The following is a 17,187-nucleotide window of genomic DNA, read 5'->3' on the forward strand; positions in this document are numbered from 1 at the left end:
TTCTCAGGCCGCGGTCAGCAGCCCCTGGCGTTCGATGAAGGCGATGATTTCGTCCAGCCCCTGGCCGGTCTTCTGGTTGCTGAACACGAAGGGCCGCTCGCCGCGCATCTTCTTCGCGTCGCGCGCCATCACTTCCAGCGAGGCGCCGACCATTGGCGCCAGGTCGATCTTGTTGATCACCAGCAGGTCGGACTTGCAGATGCCCGGGCCGCCCTTGCGCGGGATCTTGTCGCCGGCGGAAACGTCGATCACGTACAGCGTCAGGTCCGACAGCTCGGGGCTGAAGGTGGCCGAGAGGTTGTCGCCGCCGGACTCCACCAGGATCAGCTCCAGGCCCGGAAAGCGGCGGTTGAGCTGGTCCACCGCCTCCAGGTTGATCGAGGCGTCCTCGCGGATCGCCGTGTGCGGGCAGCCGCCGGTTTCCACGCCGATGATCCGCTCCGGCTCCAGGGCCTGGTTGCGCACCAGGAACTGGGCGTCTTCCTGGGTGTAGATGTCGTTGGTCACCACGGCGAGGTTGTAGCGCTCGCGCAGGGCGTGGCACAGCGCCAGGGTCAGGGCGGTCTTGCCGGAGCCCACCGGGCCGCCGATGCCGACGCGCAGGGGTTGGGAGTTCATGCGGGGTTCTCCTAGGAACGGAACAGACGGCTGTATTGCGTTTCGTGGAGCATGCTCGCCAGGGCCAGGCCGAAGGGCGCGCCGCCGGGCGCGCCCTCCGCCAGCGCGGCGGCGCAGGCGCGTTCGAGTTCGGGGAGCAGGCGCGAGGTGAGCTTCTGCGCAGCCAGCTGGCCCAGGGGCAGGGCCTTCATCAGCACCGCGAGCTGGTTCTCGGCCCAGCTCCACAGCCAGGCGGCCAGGGCCTGCTCCACGTCCAGGCCCCAGGCCCGCGCGGCCAGCGCCCAGGTGGCGGCCAGCGAGGGCTCCGGCTGCTCGGCGAGCCAGGCGCGGGCCGCTTCGTCCAGCTCGGGCAGGGCCTCCAGCAGTTGCGCCAGGGAAAAGCCCATCTGCCGGCTTTCCAGGGCCAGCTCGCGGGTTTCGCGGCTGGCGCGGTGGCGTTCGGCGGCATCGCTTAGCGCGGCCCAGTCGGCGGCCAGCGCGGCGCGCAGCAGCTCGGCCAGCAGCGGCCCCTCGAAGCGCGCCAGGTTCAGCTGCAACTGGTCGGCCAGCCAGGCGAAGGCGCTGTCGGCATCACTCACCAGGCCGTGCTCCAGGGCGGCTTCCAGGCCCTGGGAATAGCTGTAGCCGCCGATGGGCAACTGCGGGCTGGCGAGGCGCAGCAACGGCCAGAGGCCTGCGCTGCTCACTTGCGCACGCCGAACTGGTGCAGCTTCGGCGCGTAGTTGAACTCCGCCTCGCCGTGGTGCGAATGGTGATGGCCGCCGCCATAGGCGCCGTGCTCGGGCTGGAACGGCGCCTCGATGCCCTGCACCGTGGCGCCGAGCTGGTCGAGCATGGCCCTGAGCACGTAGTCGTCGAGCAGGCGCAGCCAGCCTTCGCCCACCTGCAGCGCCACGTGGCGGTTGCCCAGGTGGTAGGCGGCGCGGTTCAGCTCGCGGGGGCTGGCGCAGGTCACGTGCATCAACTGCTCGGGCGCGGCGCACACACGCACCACGCGGCCGTCGTTGGCCAGCAGGCAGTCGCCGTCCGCCAGCGGCGGCTGGCCGCGTTCGAGGAACAGGCCGACGTCCTCGCCATCGCGGCTGTAGCAGCGCAGGCGGCTCTTGCTGCGCGCCTCGTAGTTCAGGTGCAGTTCGGCGTCCCAGCGCTCGCGGGGCTCGATGCGTTGGTGGATGACCAGCATGGCGGTGTCCGGCAGTAGGCAATGGCCGAGCTACAGCAAGGGCCTTGCCAGGGCCGGGCGCGGCCAGCAATGGCGGGGGCTGGGCGGGTTGTCCGAGTGGTCAGCAATGGTGCGCGTGCGCGTTGCTGGTGCGCACGGGAATGGTGCGCACCGATGTGGGGCGGAATGGGGTTTTTCGTAGGAGCGAGGGGGACGCCTAGTCCTTGCTCGCAAAGGGAGTTATCCGGTGACGTCGGTGTTTGGGGTTGGCTCCATTCCCTCTCCCTAACCCTCTCCCTGAAGGGAGAGGGGACCGTTCGGAGCGCTTGGGGGCTCTGGAGTTAGCCGGATGCCGTGGTATCCGACTGAAGCCTTGCCGTCAGCCGGCACGGACAAGCCCCCTCTCCCTTCAGGGAGAGGGCTGGGGAGAGGGAGCGGAGTTGAACCCGTGCGCAGGTGCCACCGGCTGGTTCGCGAGCAAGCTCGCTCCTACAAGGAAGCCCCAGCCTCAGCCCCGCGCCCCGATCCCCAGCCAGTGCTTTGCACCAATCATGATGAAACGCAGCTGCTGGGTAACCTTGGCCTCCGGCGTCAGATGCGCCGGCAGCGCCTCGGCTGGCGCGTCGATCAGTTCGGGCAGGGTGGCGAACACCGTCTTCACCACCAGGTCGGCGAGCACGTCGAGGTCCTGGGCCTGCAGGTGCGGCAGCTTGTTGAGCAGCGCCAGGTCCGCCGCCAGGTCGTCGGTGATGCGCTGGCGCAGGGTGCCGATGGCCTGGCGGATGGGCAGCGAGCCGCCGTACTGCTCGCGGGCCAGGAACAGGAACTGGGTGCGGTTTGCGCTCACCGCGTCGAGGAAGATGCGCACCGAGGCCTCGATCACCCCGCCCAGCTCGAACTCGTTGCGCCGCACCGCGCGCAGGGTCTGGCGGAAGGTCTCGTCGACGTCGGCCACCAGGGCCAGGCCCAGAGCGTCCATATCGGCGAAGTGCCGGTAGAAACCGGCCGGGACTATGCCCGCCGCGCGCGCCACCTCGCGCAGGCTCAGGCTGCCGAAGCCGCGGCCGCTGTCCATCAGGCCGCGCGCGGCGTCCATCAGGGCCTGGCGGGTCTGCTGTTTCTGTTCGGCGCGGGGAAAGGACATCGGGGCTTCCATGGCAGGGGCCCCGGCACTCTAGCAAATGGCCGGGGAAATCGGCGACTGCGCCGACCACTTCAGTGAACGACTGTTGACTGAGAAGTAGCGGCATGCCAGTTTAGTGAACAAGTGTTTACTGTCTGGATGCCGTCCATGTCCCTGCTTCCCCTGGCCTGGCTGCGTGCCCTGCGCCCGCTGCTCGGCCCCCTGCGTGTGCTGGTGCGCCAGCGCTGGCTGCGCGAGGCCGACGTCGATGCCGTGCTGGCCATGCTCAACCCGGCCTGGGCGCTGAACCGGGTGTTCGCCCGCGTCGAAGGCCGCCAGTGGGTGGCCGACGACATGCTCGCCCTGCGCCTGCGGCCCAATGCCAACTGGCGCGGCGCGCGGCCGGGCCAGCACCTGCAGCTGTTCATCGAGCACGACGGCGTGCGCCTGGGGCGCAGCTACAGCCTGATCGCCGAAGAGGACGGATGCCTGGAGATCGCGGTGAAGCTGCAACCCGGCGGGCGGGTCTCGCCGCTGCTGCTGGGCCGGCTGTGCGTCGGCGACGTGCTGGAACTGGGCGCGCCGGGCGGCGAACTGCACTGGCCGCAGGACGAACGCGGCGTGCTGCTGCTGGCCGCCGGCAGCGGCCTGACACCCTTGCTCGGCCTGCTGCGCCAGGCCCTGGCCGACGGCTACCGCGGCCCGGTGACGCTGCTGCACTATGTGCGCGAACGCAGCCAGCGTGCCTTCGTCGAGCGCTTGCAAGCCCTGGCCCGCGAGTACCCCAACTTCCGCCCGCGCTGGGCCATCAGCGGCGGCGCGGCGCAGGCCGGCGAACTGCGCGGGCGCTTCCACGCCGAACACCTGCAGAGCCTGCCCGCCGGGCACGTGCTGGCCTGCGGCCCGGCCGGCTTCGTCGGCGCCGTGCGCGACCACCTCGAACCCCACGCCGCCAGCCTGCAATGGGAAGCCTTCAGCGCGCCCGCCTGGTCCACCGACGAGGCCCGCCACGAGGTCCATCTCCACTTCGCCCGCAGCGGCCGCCAGGTGGCCGGCGACAACCAGCGCAGCCTGCTGGAACAGGCCGAGGCCGTCGGCCTGCGCCCGGCCCACGGCTGCCGCCAGGGCATCTGCGCCAGCTGCACCTGCACCCTGCTCGCCGGCAGCGTGCGCGACCTGCGCAGCGGCGCGCTGCACAGCGAGCCGCAGCAACCCATCCGCCTGTGCGTCAGCGCCCCGCAGGGCGACGTCAGCCTCGACCTCTAGCCTCCCCGGAACCCCAGCATGCGCGAAGACCGCGACCTCACCCCGGCCGAGCTGGCCGCCTTCGGCGCCGAACTGGACGCCCTGCGCCAACGCACCCTGGACGACCTCGGCGCCGCCGACGCCCGCTACATCCGCCGCGTGCGCAGCGCCGTGCGCGCCTGCTGCTGGGCCGGTCGCGCGCTACTGCTGTGCGGCTGGTCCGCCTCCACCTGGCTGCTCGGCAGCCTGCTCCTGGGCCTGGGCAAGGTCCTCGAGAACATGGAGCTGGGCCACAACGTCATGCACGGCCAGTACGACTGGATGAACGACCCGGAATTCGCCGGGCGCCAGTACGAATGGGACATCGCCGGCCCCTCCGACTTCTGGCGGCACACCCACAACCACATCCACCACACCTACACCAACGTCCTGGGCAAGGACGACGACGTCGGCTACGGCGTGGTGCGCCTGTTCCCCGAGCAGAAGTGGAAGCCCTTCTACCGCTGGCAGCCGCTGTGGGTGACGATCCAGGCCGTGCTCTTCCAGTACGCCGTCGCCATCCAGCACCTGCGCCTGGACCAGTACTTCAAGGGCCGCCTGGGCAAGGACGAACTGCGCCCGCTGCTGCGCCAGTTCAACGCCAAGCTCGGCCGCCAGTGGGCCAGGGACTACCTCGCCTTCCCCCTGCTGGGCCTGCTGGCCGGCGGCTTCTGGGCGGTGTTCTGCGGCAACCTCGTGGCCAACCTGCTGCGCAACCTGTGGACCTTCACGGTGATCTTCTGCGGCCACTTCACCGAGAAGGCCGCGGTGTTCCCGGCCAGCGTGCTGCAGGGCGAGAGCCGCGGCCACTGGTACCTGCGCCAGCTGCGCGGCTCCAGCAACCTGGAGGGCGGGCCGCTGCTGCACCTGCTCACCGGCAACCTCAGCCACCAGATCGAGCACCACCTGTTCCCCGACCTGCCGGCGCGCCGCTATGCCGAACTGGCCCGCGAAGTGCGGCAGATAGCCGAGCGCTATGGCCAGCACTACAACAGCGGGCGCCTGTCGCGGCAATTCGCCACGGTGCTGCGGCGCATCTGGGTTCACCGTCTGCCGGCTTCATAGGAATAGTCCTAAAAGAGAAACCAGTCGCCGAATGACACTCCCTCAACATCAATTGGCCATGATTTAATCGGCCCGGTTTTGTAACCGGATGTCGTAGTCGAGGGATCGAAGGGATGAAGTCCATTCCCCATTACTGGACGCTGGGCCTGGCCCTGGCCGTCGTTCTGGATGTTTCCGCCGCGCCGCTGACCACCCCCGGCGACCGCGATCTGCAACGCGACCGCCAGGAGCAGTTGCTGCGCGAACAGCAGAAGCGCCTGGAGGAGCTGCAGCAGCTGCCCGGCAAGGCCGCGCCGCAGGCCCCCGCCGAGCAGCCCGCCGACACGCGCTGCTTCGATATCCGCGACATCACCCTGGAAGGCGCCGGGCACCTCGGCGCCGCCACCCGCGAGCGCCTGCTGGCGCCCTACCGCGGCCAGTGCCTGGGCGTGGCCCAGCTCAATGCGTTGCTCAAGGCCATCACCGACCACTACCTGGCCCGTGGCTTCGTCACCACCCGCGCCTACCTGCCGCAGCAGGACCTCTCCGGCGGCGCGCTAAAAATCATCGTGGTCGAAGGCCGCCTGGAAGGCTTCGACGACTCCGCCGTGGCCAGCCCGCGCGAACTGGCCATGGGCTTCCCCGGCAAGACCGGCGAGGTGCTCGACCTGCGCGAGCTGGAACAGCTGGTGGACCAGGTCAACCGCCTGCCCTCGCGCCATGCGCAAGTGGAGTTGGTGCCCGGCGAGCAGGTCGGCGGCAGCCGCGTGCAGCTGGCCGGCGAGCGCGGCAAGCCCTGGCGCGTCTCGGCCTTCCGCGACAACAACGGCGACCGCAGCAGCGGCGAGCAGCAGGCCGGCCTGGGCCTGGACTGGGACAGCCCGCTGGGCCTGGCCGACCAGCTCGGCCTGCGGGTGGCCGAGGACGTGGTCAGCGACCACTGGAAGCACTCCGACAACCAGGGCCTGTTCTACAGCCTGCCCTACGGCTGGTGGACCTTCAGCTACAGCTACAACCAGAGCTACTACCGCACCCGCAACGACGGCAGCGGCTTCGCCTTCAAGCTCGACGGCGACAGCCGCTCCCACCAGTTCGGCGCCGAGCGCGTGCTGCACCGCGACAGCCTGAGCAAGACCGCGGTCAACTTCGGCCTGGCCCACGTGCGCTCGAACAACTACATCGACGACGAGAAGCTCGACGTCTCCAGCAGCCGCATCACCGAGGGCCAGCTGGGCTTCAACCACGGCCGGCGCATCGGCAGCGCCTTCGTCAACCTCGACGCCGGCTGGCAGCAGGGCATAGGCGCGCTCGGCGCCCAGGGCGAGCACGACCCGCAGCCCTACCAGCCCCACGCCCGCTACGACAAATACACCCTCACCCTCAGCTACCTGCAGCCCTTCCAGCTGTGGGGCGAGAACTTCAGCTTCGACGCCCTGGCCACCGCGCAGAAGAGCGAGGACGTGCTCTACAGCCCGCAGCGCATCAGCCTCGGCGGGCTCAACTCGGTGCGCGGCTTCAAGGACCAGAGCCTGTCCGGCGACAGCGGCTACTACTGGCGCAACCAGCTGCGCTGGCGCCGCCCGGTGACCTGGGTGGCGCTGCAGCCCTGGCTGCAGGAGTACGGGGTGGGCTACGGCTACGACTTCGGCGCCATCGCGCACGACCGCTACAACCCCGAACTGCACGGCCGCCTGAGCGGCCACGCGCTGGAGTTCAACGCCCGCGGCCAGTACCTGGCCGCGACCCTGAGCTTCGCCCGCTCCCTGGAGCGGCCCAGCGTGATCGACAAACGCGAACACCCGGTCTACTTCCGCGTCGACCTGTTCTTCTGACGCCGCAGCACCACGGAGACCCCAGGACATGGACATCCGCCGCCCCTTCTACCAAGCCATCGCCAGCGCCCTGGCCGGCCTTCTGTTCCTCAACCCCATAGTCGCGGCTGCCGCCCAACTGGCGGTGGATGCGGCCGCCGGTGGCAACACGCAGATCGGCGCGGCGGGCAACGGCGTGCCCATCGTCAACATCGCCACGCCCAATGGCAGCGGCCTCTCGCACAATAAATTCAGCGACTACAACGTCGGCCAGCAGGGCCTGATCCTCAACAACGCCACCGGCAAGACCGCCAGCACCCAACTGGGCGGCATCGTCATCGGCAACCCCAACCTCAAGGGCCAGGCGGCGCAGAAGATCCTCAACGAAGTCACCGGCGGTAGCCCCTCGCAACTCAAGGGCTACACCGAAGTGGCCGGGCAGGGCGCCCACGTCATAGTCGCGAACCCCCACGGCATCACCTGCAACGGCTGCGGCTTCATCAACACCCCGCGCGCCACCCTCACCACCGGCAAGCCGATCCTGGCCGGCGAGCGCCTGCAAGGCTACGACGTGGATGGCGGCGAAATCGCCATCGAAGGCGCCGGGCTCAACGCCAGCAACCTCGACCAGTTCGAGCTGATCACCCGCAGCGCCAAGCTCAACGCCGACCTGTACGCCAAGCAGCTCACCGTGGTGGCCGGGCGCAACACGGTGGACGCGCAGACCCTGGCCGCCACCGCCAAACCCGACGACGGCAGCGCCAAGCCGCAACTGGCCATCGACAGCTCCGCCCTGGGCGGCATGTACGCCAACACCATCCGCCTGGTCGGCACCGAACAGGGCGTGGGCGTGAAACTGGCCGGCAACATGGCGGCCAGCGCCGGCGACATCCGCATCGACGCCAACGGCAAGCTGGAACTGGCCCAGGTGGCGGCCAGCGGTGATATCGCCCTGAAGGGCCAGGACGTGGCGCTGAACGGCCCGACCTATGCCGGGGGCAGTGCCAGCGTGCAGGCCAGTGGGGCGCTGAGCAATGCGCAGAGCCTGGCGGCCAGGCAAGGCGTGCAACTGCGCGCCGGCAGCCTGGACAACGCTGGCCAGATCGTCGCCGGCATCGAGGGGGAGCAGCGCATCGCCGGGCAGGGCCTGGACATCGCCGCCGACCACGTTGGCAACCGTGGCCGGCTGGATGCCACCGGCAGCCTGAGCGTGGCCGCCGACACCCTGGACAACGCGGGGCAGGCTTACGCCGAGCGCATCGATGTCGACGCCCGCCGGCAACTGGATAACCGCGGGACCCTGCAGGGGCGCGAAGTCGCGCTGCGCACCCGCCAGTTCAACAACCTCGGCGACAGCGCGCAGCTGATCGGCGAGCGCAGCCTGCTGCTCGACGCCCCCGCCGTGGTCAACCTGGGCGGCCTGGTCCGCTTCGGCGACGGCCAGGCGGCCAGCCTGAACTTCACCAGCCTGGACAACCGCAACGGTCGCTTGGAGGTGAACGGCGGCAGCCTGACGCTGGCCGGCGGCACGCTGGATAACCAGCAGGGGCGCATCGTCGCCGGCAGCGCGCGGATCGACGCGCAGCGCATCGACAACGCCGGCGGCCTGATCGGCACCAGCGGCGGCGACCTGGCGCTGAACAGCCAGGGCGCACTGAACAACGCCGGTGGCAAGCTGCAGGCCGCGCAGGCCCTGCGGATCAGCGCCGGGGCGGTGGACAACCGGGCGGGAACCCAGGTCGGCGACTCCATCGACCTCGCCGGCAGCAGCCTGGACAACCGCCAGGGCGGCGTTCTCAGCGCCGAGCGGGGCGACCTCGACCTGCGCCTGAGCGGCGCCTTCGATAACGCCGAGGGCCTGGCCCAGGCCAGCGGCGCCCTGCTGCTGGACGTCGGCAACCTCGCCAACGCCGCCGGTAAGCTGGTGGCGCAGCGCCTCGACCTGACCTCCCAGGGGGCCGTGGACAACAGCGGCGGCACCCTGGCCGCCGAGCGGCTGAGCCTGAATGCCCAGTCGCTGGCCAACCGCAATGGGTTGGTCCAGGCCGGCTCCGCCCTGACCCTGACCGCCGGCGATCTCGACAACGCCAACGGCCTGTTGCTGGGCGGCACGCTGCAGGCCGACCTCGCCAGCATCAGCGACAACGCCGGCGGTACGCTGAGCGCCGACGGCGCGCTGAAACTGACCGTGGCCCAGGCGCTGAACAACGCGTTGGGGCGCCTGCAATCGGTGCAGGGCAACCTGGACGTCACGGCGGGCAGCCTGGACAACCGCCAGGGGGCCCTCGCCGGGGTCCAGCTGTTGCTGCAGACCAGCGGGGCGCTGGATAACCGCGGCGGCCGCATCGTGGGCGATGGCATCCAGGCTAGCGCCAGCGTCATCGACAACAGCGCCCAGGGGCTGCTGGTCGCCGGCGCGGATGGCCTGGCGCTCACGGCGCAACAGCGCCTGTCCAACGACCAGGGGCGCATCCAGAGCGACGCGGGCCTGCGGCTACAAGCGCCGCAGCTGGAAAACCGTGGCGGCGTGGTACTGGGCCAGCGCGTCGAGCTGTTGGGCGGCAACCTGGACAACAGCCAGGGCGGCGCGGTGGTGGGTAATGGCGAACAGCTGAGCCTGAGCCTGGATGGCGTGCTGAACAACGCCACCGGCCTGATCGACGCAGGCGACCAGGCTCTGCTGTTCACCCGTGCCGTCGGCCAGCTCGACAACCGTGGCGGCACCCTGCGCGGCGAGCGGCTCGACGTGCTTGCCGGCAGCGTCGACAACTCCGCGTCCGGGCGCTTACTGGCGGGCGCCGCGGGCCTGTCGGTGACGGCCGGCGCGCTGAACAACCAGCGGGGCCTGGTCCATGCCCAGGGCGGCGCCGTGACCGCCGCGCTGGGGGCGGGCAGCCTGCAGAACCAGGCCGGCACCGTGCAGGGCGACAGCGTCGCCATCGGCGCCGCGAGCCTCGACAACAGCCAGGCCGACGGCGAGGCCGGCAGCATCGTCAGCCTGCTCGGCAAGCTCGAACTGGTGGTCGGCAACCTCATCAACCGGGGCGGCCAACTGTTCGGCAAAAGCGAGCTGAGCGTCACCGGCAACACACTGGACAACGGCGGCGGCCAGCTGAGCGGCGGCCGCGTCGTGCTCGCCAGCAGCGGCGCGCTGAGCAACCAGGCTGGCCTGATCGAATCGGCCACCGACCTGGAACTGGACAGCGGCACGCTAGACAACAGCCAGGGCGGGCGCCTGCGCGCGCTCGGCGGCGACAGCAGCCACATCCGCAGCGCCGGCCAGCTGAACAACCAGGGCGGGAACATCGGCGTCGCCAGCCAGGCCTTCGAACTGGGCAGCGGCGCAGCCCTGCTCAACGGCCAGGGGCAGGTCCAGCATGCCGGCACCGGCCTGTTCCGCCTGGGCGCGGGCAGCCTCGTCGGCGCCGGGTCGCTCACCGGCCTGGGCGAGGGCCAATGGCAGTTCGGCAGCGTGGCCAATGCCGGGCAGATGCGCGTCAACGGCGCCCTCGACCTGCGTGTCGGCCAGGGCCTGGAAGTCGGCGCCGGCGAACGCATCGCCAGCGCCGGCAACCTGAGCGTGACGGCCGCCCACCTGAACAACCAGGGCGAACTGCTCAGCGACGGCGACCTGGGCCTGACCCTGGGCGGCGACGCCTACAACGCCGGCCTGCTTTCCGCCCAGCGCAATCTCACCCTGAACGCCGGCAACTTCACCCAGCAAGGCGGTCGCCTGGCCAGCGGCCTGGACACCCGGCTCAGCCTCGCCGGCAACCTGGACAACCAGGGCTGGCTGATCGCCAACCAGGCCCTGCACGCCAGCGCCGCGCAAGTGAACAACACGGGCACCCTCGGCGCCCTCGGCGCGCTGGACATCACCAGCCAGGGCATCGCCAACGGCGCCGACAGCCTGCTGTTCAGCGGCGGCGACATGACCCTGCGCGCGGCCAGCCTGAGCAACCGCTACGGCGACCTCTACAGCCAGGGCAACCTCAGCTTCGCCGGCCAGGACGGCGGACGGGCGCAGAGCCTGAGCAACCGTTCCGGCACCATCGAGGCGCAAGGCGACATCCACCTCGATGTGGCGAGCCTGGAAAACGCCCGCGACGTCTTCGCCTTCGAACAGACCACCACCTTCGGCGAATTCGACGTGCAGTGCGGCCAGCACTGCGGCGGCCACGACTCCTTCAAGCGCGGCAAGATCGACGTCAACGAAACCCTCTCAGAGCGCATCACCCAGAACAGCCCGGCCGCCTGGCTGACCGCCGGGGGCAACCTGACCATCGACGCCGGCGCGGTGGAAAACCGCAACAGCACCCTCGCCGCCAACGGCGACCTGACCATCAACGCCGACTCGCTGCTCAACCAGGGCAACACCTCGCGCACCGGCAACAAGGTGGTGGTCATCAACGTGGTGCCGGGCGACTACGGCAAGATCCCCACCGGCCAGTGGGACACCATGGAAAACCTGGCCCGCGCCTTCAACACCAAGATGGCCGCGGGCACCTTCGACCAGGACCTGTACGACCAGCTCTGGGCCATCTACAACGGCGACCGCTGGGCGATCGGCACCCCGGTCGTCACCTGGAGCGAAGACGGCGCCCAGTCCGCGCCGGCCACGCTGCAGGCCGGCAACCGCGTCACCCTCAACGTGGCGCACAACCTGCAGAACGGCACCGTCAGCGAATACAGCCTCGCCCAGCTCACCGGCCAACTGGCCGGCAGCCTGCTGGGCGGGCAGCTCGGCACGGTCAACCTGACCCTCAACAAACAATCCAGCGACGCCCAGGCTAGTGGGCCGCAGACCGTGCAGAGCGTGACGCACACGGCCGCCGACGGCAGCCAGCAGGTCAGCTTCATCCCGGTGGACTACAGCGGCGTGCCCTTCGCCGCCGTGGACCCGACGGCGGCCGACACCTTCCGCCTGCCCCAGGGGCAGTACGGGATGTTCATCCGCAGTCCGGACCCGCAGAGCCACTACCTCATCGAAACCAACCCGGCGCTCACCGACCTGGGGCGCTTCCTCAACTCCGACTACCTGCTCGGCAAGCTCGGCTTCGACCCGGACCAGGCCTGGAAGCGCCTGGGTGACGGCGCCTACGAGACCCGCCTGATCCGCGAGGCCATCCAGGCCCAGACCGGCCAGCGCTTCCTCGACGGCCTGACCAGCGACTACGACCAGTTCCAGTACCTGATGGACAACGCCCTGGCTGCCAAGGACGCGCTGCAGCTGAGCGTTGGCGTGGGCCTTTCCGCCGAACAGGTGGCGGCGCTGACCCACGACATCGTGTGGATGGAAACCCGCGTGATCGACGGCCAGCAGGTGCTGGTCCCGGTGGTCTACCTGGCCCAGACCGACGCGCGCAACCTGCGCGGCGGCAGCCTGATCCAGGGCCGCGACCTCAACCTCATGGCCGGCGGCGACCTGGTCAACGTCGGCACCCTGCGCGCCAGCGAAGACCTCAGCGCCAGCGCCGGCGGCAGCATCCTCCAGGGCGGCCTGATGGACGCCGGCCAGCGCGTCAGCCTGCTGGCCGGCGACAGCATCCGCAACGCCCTGGCCGGGCAGATCCGCGGCGAGCAGGTGGACCTCACCGCGCTCAAGGGCGACATCGTCAACGACCGCACCGCCGTTACCGCCGGCATCGGCGGCGACGAATACCGCAGCTTCCTAGACGCCGGCGCGAGCATCAGCGCGCGCAGCGACCTCAGCCTGGATGCCGGCCGCGACATCACCAACCGCGGCAGCCTCGCCAGTGGCGGCGACAGCTACCTCGGCGCCGGCCGCGATATCAACCTGCAAGCCGTGACCGACGCCAGCCGCCTGCGCGACATCCAGCAGGGCGGGCACCACGTCACCACCACCACGGTCGCGCAGAACCATGGCTCCAGCCTGACGGCCGGGGGCGACCTGGTGCTGGATGCGGGGCGTGACCTGAACGTCGTGGGCAGCCAGGCGAGCGCGAAGGGCGACCTGACCGCCGCTGCCGGTCGCGACATCAACCTGAGCGCTGTCGAAGACGCCGCCAGCGTCGAAGTCCGCAGCAAGGCCAGCAGCAGCCGCACCGTCGAACAGACCGGGCAGACCCGCCAGCTCGGCGCGGAACTGGCAGCGGGCGGCGACCTGGTGGCCAGCGCCGGGCAGGACCTGAACCTGACCGCCAGCACCATCAGCGCCAGCAACGAGGCCTACCTATACGCCTCCCGCGACGTGAACCTGCAGGCAGCGGCGGAAACCGACAGCCATGCGCTGAGCAAGACCAAACGCAGCCATGGGCTGCTCTCAAGCTCCGAGAAAAAGACCGAGGACACTTCCCTCTACACCACCCAGAAAGGTTCGCTGGTCAGCGCCGACAAGATCGCCATCCGCGCCGGCCAGGACATCGGTGTCAGCGGCAGCGACGTGGCCTCCACCAACGGCACCAGCCTGCTGGCCGGGCGCAACGTGCTGATCGACGGCGCCACCGAAACCAGCGAGACCAGCCACGCCGAGTCGAAGAAGAAGTCCGGCGTGATGAGCAGCGGCGGGCTCGGCTTCACCATTGGCTCGGCCAGTACCCAGGCCACCCAGACCAGCCACAGCGAGCAGACCCGCGGCAGCACCATCGGCAGCGTGCTGGGCAACGTCGACATCCAGGCCGGCAAGGACCTGACCATCCGCGGTTCGGACGTGGTCGCCGGCAAGGACATCAACCTCATCGGGCAGAACGTCGACATCCTCGCCGCACAGAACGAGAACCGCAGCGAGCAGACCTACAAGAGCAAGAGCAGTGGCCTGACCCTGGCGCTCTCCGGCACCGTGGGCAGTGCCATGGACGCTGGCTACCAGACCGCCAAGCAGGCCAGGCACGAAGACGACAGCCGGCTCTCCGCGCTGCAGGGCATCAAGGCCGGGCTGACCGGCGTGCAGGCCTGGCAGGCGGCGCAGCAGGGCACCGAAGGGGGCGGCGTCAGCCAGTTCTTCGGCATCAGCGCCTCGCTCGGCTCGCAGAAGTCCAGCTCGAAGCAGACCCAGGAGCAGAGCGTCAGCCAGGGCAGCAGCCTGACCGCGGGGAACAACCTCAACATCCTCGCCACCGGCAGCGGCGCCGTGGGCCAGGACGGCGACATCCGCATCCAGGGCAGCCAGCTCAAGGCCGGCAACGACATGCTGCTGGCCGCCAACCGCGACATCCTGCTCGAAGCTGCCGCCAACACCCAGAAGCTCGATGGCAAGAACAAGAGCAGCGGCGGCGCGGTTGGCGTGAGCGTGGGGTATTCGGCGGACAAAGGGGTAGGCCTGAGCATCTTCGCCAACGCCAACCAGGGCTCGGGCAAGGAAATCGGCACCGGCACCACCTGGACGGAAACCACCCTGGACGCCGGCAGCCAGGTCAAGTTGGTCAGCGGCCGCGACACCACGCTCAAGGGCGCCCAGGTCAACGGCGAGCAGATCATCGCCAACGTCGGCCGCGACCTGAGCCTGCAGAGCCTGCAGGACAGCGACTACTACGACGCCAAGCAGAAGAACGTCTCCGCCGGGGCGAGCGTCGCCATCATCGGCACCGGCGGCAGCGCCAGCATCAGTGCCAGCCAGAGCAAGATCGACTCCAACTACAAGAGCGTGCAGGAGCAGACCGGCCTCTACGCCGGCAAGGGCGGCTTCCAGATCGATGTGGGCAACCACACGCAACTGGACGGCAGCGTCATCGCCAGCACCGCCGAAGCCGACAAGAACCGCCTGAGCACCGGCACCCTGGGCTGGAGCAGCCTCGACAACAAGGCCGACTACAAGAGCCAGCAACAGAGCGTCAGCATCAGCAGTGGCAGCGATGGCAGCGGCAAATTCATCAGCAACATGCCCAGCGGCATGCTGGTGGCCTACAACCACGGCGACAGCGCCAGCGGCACCACCGGCTCGGCCATCTCCAACGGCACCCTCGAAATCCGCGACCCGGCCAACCAGCAGCAGGACGTGGCCAGCCTGAGCCGCGACGTCGAGCATGCCAACGGCAGCATCAGCCCGATCTTCGACAAGGAGAAGGAACAGAACCGGCTGAAGCAGGTGCAACTGATCGCTGAGATCGGCACCCAGGCGATGGATATCGTTCGGACGCAGGGGGAGATCAATGCCACTGACGCGGCGAAAGAAGAGCTAGCCAAGAGTGGGATCCATAACCCGACCCGGGAGCAGATCCAGAACAGTGCTGCCTACAAGGCAGCAATGCAGGACTTCGGCACTGGCGGCAAGTACCAGCAGGTGGCTCAGGCAGTCACGGCAGCGCTGCAAGGGTTGGCTGGCGGCGATATCGGTTCCGCACTGGCCGGAGCCTCAGCGCCATACTTGGCTACCGTGATCAAGGAGCAGACCGCAGGCAACGACGCCGCGAGGATCATGGCCCAGGCGGTATTGGGTGCTGTCGTTGCCCAGGCGCAGGGAAATTCTGCCTCCGCTGGTGCTGCAGGTGCTGCAACCGGCGAGTTAATTGCCGCCCAGCTGTATCCAGGCAAAAGCCCCGAGCAATTGACGGAAAGCGAAAAGCAGACGGTCTCGGCGCTTTCTTCCCTCGCCGCCGGATTAATTGGCGGGGCTCTGACAGGTGATAGTGCTGGCGCGATAGCGGGAGCTCAGGCTGGCAAGAATGCAGTGGAGAACAACCACCTTTCCACTGACGAGAAAATCAGCCTGAAGCTGAAGGAGGTGCAGTACCAGCGCGATTGCCAGGGAGGTGCGTCTAACAGTGGCCTTTGCCAGCAATTGCGCAAGGACATCCAGGCCCTGCGGGAAAAAGGTCGCAGTGTGCTGGAGACTGAACTGCTCGCTCCCGCATCAGACATGGGGCCAGAGAATACGGTCAAGACCAAGCCTGGGGAGATTATCCCTTGTGTGGGGTCGTCCAACGGCTTCTGCCAAGTAACCGACCAAGTACTGGTCACTGATCAGGGCAAGGAGTGGCAGCTGGTCCCTGCCTCGGACGAGCAGGCGCAGATAGGAAAAGCGCAACAGCAGAGCATTGGGGCTCAAGCGGATGCTGCCCTTAAGAAATGGACGGCGGACGCATTCGATGTTGGCTGCGGTGGCTTTGGTGTAGCGGCGACCGCCTGCCAGCTATACCGTGCGATAGGAGGAGAAAACCCCATATCAGGTGCGGTGCCTAGCACTGGTGCGCAGGTGTTGTGGGGAGCTACGGCTATCCTCAATGGGTTAGGGATTTATGGGGTAGTAGCTGAGGGATCGGCGATTGGGAAAAGTCCATTCTCCTCCACTGTCTCGGCGGACGCTGAGGCGGGATCCAGCGGTTTGCCAAGTAAAGGTTCCTTGAAAGGAGACCCTGAAGTTCCCCCAAAAAATGCAAATCCAGAAATGGTGCGGTCACTGGACAGACAAAATGAAGCTGCTATAAAGCTGGCACAAGCTGGATATGACGTAGAGCAGCTTCCGAATATAGGTAAAAATAAAGCAAATCCGGATCTTCGTATCAATGGTGAAATAGCAGATGTAGCATCTCCACGAACTGGTAGTGTAGGGTCTGTGTTGATGACCGTAGAGGATAAAGTCAAAAGACAGGCTCCAAATGTTGTTATTAACTTAGCGGATTCTCCCTTAAGCATAGAGCAAGTCTCAAATGCCTTGGAAAGTCGTCCGATTCAAGGGCTGAAAACATTGTTCTTGATGAAAGATGGGGAGTTTAAGGTTATTAAGGGTGGGTGATGACTATTACAATGTCTTTGGAGTTGGAGAAGGGGGCGAAACTTGATGATGTGGCCAAGGTGCTCTCTCATATGGGGGAGTGCTTCTCGCATGAGGGAGAGGAATTATGGGGGGAGTTTAATAAGTCAGGCTCACATTTCGTGTTTCGTTATGCCGATGAATTTGATGACGTTGTGGCTGAAGGTGCCCAGCTTACATGGAAGGTCGGCATAAGGGGGGCAATTCATTGTAGGGCAAGCGCTCTCGATTATAGTCAGTCTGATATTGAAGGGTTTCTAACTAGGCTCTCTGAGGAAACAGACTTTGGATTTATCCTGTCTTTTCAGTATGAGTCAGTGTATGTGGTTCGAGATAAGGGTGGGCTTCGATTTCTAAAAAAGATGGTCGAATGAAGTCGACTGCAGGGAGGGCGACGAAAAAGGGACCGACGAAAAGAGACGAAAAGGGACAGATT

Annotated in this window: 9 protein-coding genes; 5 read left to right on the top strand and 4 right to left on the bottom strand. The window is 67.8% G+C overall.

The features are described 5' to 3' along the window. Window positions 1–3: 3 nt before the first annotated feature. From ureG to PM1_RS02400, 4 genes are all read right to left on the bottom strand, one after another. On the bottom strand, window positions 4–618 hold the full coding sequence (gene ureG / locus PM1_RS02385; protein ID WP_009613390.1) for an urease accessory protein UreG: 615 nt from the start codon (window positions 616–618) through the stop codon (window positions 4–6). Window positions 619–629: 11 nt separating this feature from the next. Then, window positions 630–1,304, bottom strand: coding sequence for an urease accessory protein UreF (locus tag PM1_RS02390; RefSeq protein WP_009613389.1), 675 nt, complete (start codon window positions 1,302–1,304; stop codon window positions 630–632). Beyond that, window positions 1,301–1,801, bottom strand: coding sequence for an urease accessory protein UreE (gene ureE, locus PM1_RS02395; RefSeq protein ID WP_009613388.1), 501 nt, complete (start codon window positions 1,799–1,801; stop codon window positions 1,301–1,303). Before ureE ends, PM1_RS02390 begins: the two co-directional genes overlap by 4 nt. A 487-nt stretch (window positions 1,802–2,288) precedes the next feature. Further along, on the bottom strand, window positions 2,289–2,924 hold the full coding sequence (locus PM1_RS02400) for a TetR family transcriptional regulator (protein WP_009613387.1): 636 nt from the start codon (window positions 2,922–2,924) through the stop codon (window positions 2,289–2,291). A 147-nt stretch (window positions 2,925–3,071) separates the two neighbouring features. On the opposite strand from PM1_RS02400, the gene PM1_RS02405 reads away from it, so the two are divergent. The 5 genes from PM1_RS02405 to PM1_RS02425 all read left to right on the top strand — a co-directional run bounded on the left by PM1_RS02405 (window position 3,072) and on the right by PM1_RS02425 (window position 17,125). Continuing rightward, on the top strand, window positions 3,072–4,169 hold the full coding sequence (locus PM1_RS02405) for a ferredoxin reductase (RefSeq protein ID WP_009613386.1): 1,098 nt from the start codon (window positions 3,072–3,074) through the stop codon (window positions 4,167–4,169). 18 nt (window positions 4,170–4,187) lie between these two features. Then, complete coding sequence (locus tag PM1_RS02410) at window positions 4,188–5,252, top strand: fatty acid desaturase family protein (protein ID WP_009613385.1); 1,065 nt, start codon at window positions 4,188–4,190, stop codon at window positions 5,250–5,252. A gap of 113 nt (window positions 5,253–5,365) precedes the next feature. After that, window positions 5,366–7,063 (top strand): ShlB/FhaC/HecB family hemolysin secretion/activation protein, encoded by a 1,698-nt coding sequence (locus tag PM1_RS02415; protein WP_009613384.1) that lies wholly within the window; start codon window positions 5,366–5,368, stop codon window positions 7,061–7,063. A gap of 28 nt (window positions 7,064–7,091) precedes the next feature. Next, window positions 7,092–16,733, top strand: coding sequence for a two-partner secretion domain-containing protein (locus tag PM1_RS02420; RefSeq protein ID WP_009613383.1), 9,642 nt, complete (start codon window positions 7,092–7,094; stop codon window positions 16,731–16,733). Then, entirely contained in the window at window positions 16,733–17,125 is a 393-nt protein-coding gene (locus PM1_RS02425) for a hypothetical protein (protein ID WP_152604444.1), read from the top strand. Before PM1_RS02420 ends, PM1_RS02425 begins: the two co-directional genes overlap by 1 nt. Window positions 17,126–17,187: the final 62 nt, after the last annotated feature.

The sequence above is a fragment of the Pseudomonas sp. M1 genome, assembly GCF_022760135.1.
Taxonomy (GTDB): domain Bacteria; phylum Pseudomonadota; class Gammaproteobacteria; order Pseudomonadales; family Pseudomonadaceae; genus Pseudomonas; species Pseudomonas citronellolis.